The 2,498-nt window shown below is 65.9% G+C and carries 2 protein-coding genes; both read left to right on the forward strand.

The genetic code is table 11. The annotated features are described in order from the left end of the window. Nucleotides 1-376: hypothetical protein (locus MJD61_13015; GenBank protein ID MCG8556189.1), on the forward strand; the 376-nt coding region annotated here is incomplete at its 5' end. A 320-nt stretch (nt 377-696) separates the two neighbouring features. Continuing rightward, a complete protein-coding gene (locus MJD61_13020) occupies nt 697-2,496 on the forward strand; it encodes an SBBP repeat-containing protein (GenBank protein MCG8556190.1) in 1,800 nt (599 codons plus the stop codon). Nucleotides 2,497-2,498 lie beyond the last annotated feature (2 nt).

Genomic DNA, 2,498 nt, shown 5'->3' on the forward strand with positions numbered 1-2,498 from the left:
GCGGCGCAAGCGCGAAAACGGCGACCGGGGCGGCATCGTGCTGCTGCACGACACCTACCCCTGGAGCGTCGATGCCTTCGACCTCATCGTGGCGCACCTGCAACGACGCAACTGCAGGCTGCTCGAGCAGGGCGAACAGCTCTACGACGTCGTGGACGACATCGGTCTATTCTACCGAGCTAGAGGCGACGAGAAGGCAAGCACCCTGGCTCCGCCGGCCCACCCGCAAGAGAGCGTTCTTGCCTCGAGGCAAGCCAAGCTGCGCAAAGCCACCGCAGCGCGCTGCCAGGGCTCGCCGCGTGACCGGCATCAAGCTCTCAAGCCGGTCAACGCGGTTGCCCAACGTTCCGAGCGCGTGAATCCCGCCCTGCTGTAACCGGATGCAGTCGAAACCTCGGCGGGCTCACGCAGGGCGCCTTGCGGCGCCTTGCGGCGACCCGGGTTGCCCAATATCCACGGGCTCCGGTACGGTGGGGCGCCTCGACGTGCGCGCACCGCCGAGGCACGTCGATTCGCCGGCCGCCACGCCGCCGATTGCTCGTCGAATTGGGTAGGCAATTGCTTTTCCAGAACACTAGCATCAGGCGCAGCCGGCAAAGTGGGATCCGGTCCGACCGAAACACGCTTTGTCGCACACTCTACCAACTAACCTGGGCTATGCGTCGATTCCCAGCGGAGCGAAGAAAGAGGCTGTCCATGCGAACCAGGCTTTTACGTATCTCAACCTATCTTGTGGGGCTGGCCCTGTGTGCCTGCGGTGGTGGCGGCAACGCCGGCGCCCCCGGCACGGGTACGGGCGCTCCGGGGACCGGCACGGGTGCACCCGGCGTGCCCGCCGATTGCGCGGGCGTGCCGCCGCTAGCCCAGTTGCGCACCAACTGCAGCATGAGCAGCCCCGGCACGCCCACGGCATGGGCTCGCTGCATCGGGGGGCTCACCGACGAGGATGGCAACGACGTGGCCGTGGGCGTTGATGGGAGCATCTTCATTGGCGCCGGGTTCGGCGGCTTCTTCAGCGATGCGCGCGCGAAGATCGTGAGCTGTCTGCAAAGCACCCCCGAAATGCTCGGAACCACCGATGTCCTCGGCATGCCCGTCACTACCAACGGCGACGAGGATCCGCTGGTAGCCAAGCTTGACCCGAACGGCAATCTGCTCTGGGTACGATCGGCCCCAGGCCCGGGAGGGGAGGGCGAAGTGCGGGCGCTGGCCGTGGACCCCTTGGACAACAGCGTGATCGTGGTAGGCGACTTCGAGGGTACGGCCGATTTTGGTGGTGCGGTGCTCGGATCGCCAGGCCATCGTGACCTGTTTATCGCTGCCTTCGACACCAACGGCGGCATGCAGTGGGCCGAGACCGCAGTGATCATGCCTGATGCAGCCGGTAACGACAGCGCCGATGCCTGGGGAGTAGCCATTGACGGCATGGAGAACATCATCGTGACCGGCGACTTCCAGGGCATCATGACGGTGGGGGTGCAGCCCAATACCCAGACGATCATGGCGCAGGGCGCTACGGACATGTTCGTGGCCGACTTCACACGCACGGGACAGCTGATCTGGATCGACGATGCGGGCGGCGCTGGTGGTGGCGCGGAGGCGTATTCCGCCGGACGCGACGTGACCGTCGAGCCTGACGGGACGTTCGTCGTGGTAGGCGACTTCGCGGGAGGCGCCACGGAGCACTTGACCGATACCGTGGGCAACTTCATCGATGTGCCCGAATACGCGGGCCCGGGACGGGCCCGGGAAGCCGCTGACATGATCCTCGTGCACTATGCAAACAACGGCGCGCTCATGTGGGCCACGCACGCCGGCTATCCCCACACCCGCACCTGGGGAGAAGGCGTATCCCACGATTCTCTGGGAAACATCTATGTCACAGGCGAGTTCAGGGACTGCGTTTTCTTCCGCAAGCAAGCCATGCTGCCGAACGTCCCGGCGCCACCGAGCCCGGTCGACCCCAACGCACTCGCTCCCCCACCCTGCGTCGACAACGGCGTCGATGCGGTTCTCCAGTCCACAGCCGGCCGGGATATTTTCATCGCCAAGTACGACCAGCAGGGGAACTTCCTGTGGGCTAGGAACGCTGGCGGCGAAGGCACGGATCGCGGATACGAGATCCAAGTCGTAGATGGCCCCGGGGCCCCGCCAGGCAGCCCGTTCCTGTACCTGGGCGCCCGCACGCGGAGCAAAATGGCCGTGTTCGGTACCCCCCCAGTGACGCAGACAGTGGGCTCTCCGGGCACGCGCGATGCCCACGTGGTCGCGCAGTACGATCTCGAGGGCAACCTGCGATGGGTCCAGGCCTTCGGCGGTGAGGGAGACAGCGACCTCTACGGCATTGGCGTGGATCGGCGTGATGGCTCGGTGGTGGGCATCGGGAACTTCAGCGGCATGGGCCTCTTCCCGGGCGGCGTGACGCTGCAGTCGGCGTCCTCGGAGCTCCAGTCCGATGACATCGCGGTGTGGAAGCTCCCCGCAACAGGCATGTAGCA

The organism is Pseudomonadota bacterium (assembly GCA_022361155.1).
Classification (GTDB): Bacteria; Myxococcota_A; Polyangia; order Polyangiales; family JAKSBK01; genus JAKSBK01.

Bases quoted from the DNA above. Each gene is read 5' to 3' on its own strand.
- MJD61_13020 (MCG8556190.1), top strand. From the start codon at position 697: ATGCGAACCAGGCTTTTACGTATCTCAACCTATCTTGTGGGGCTGGCC.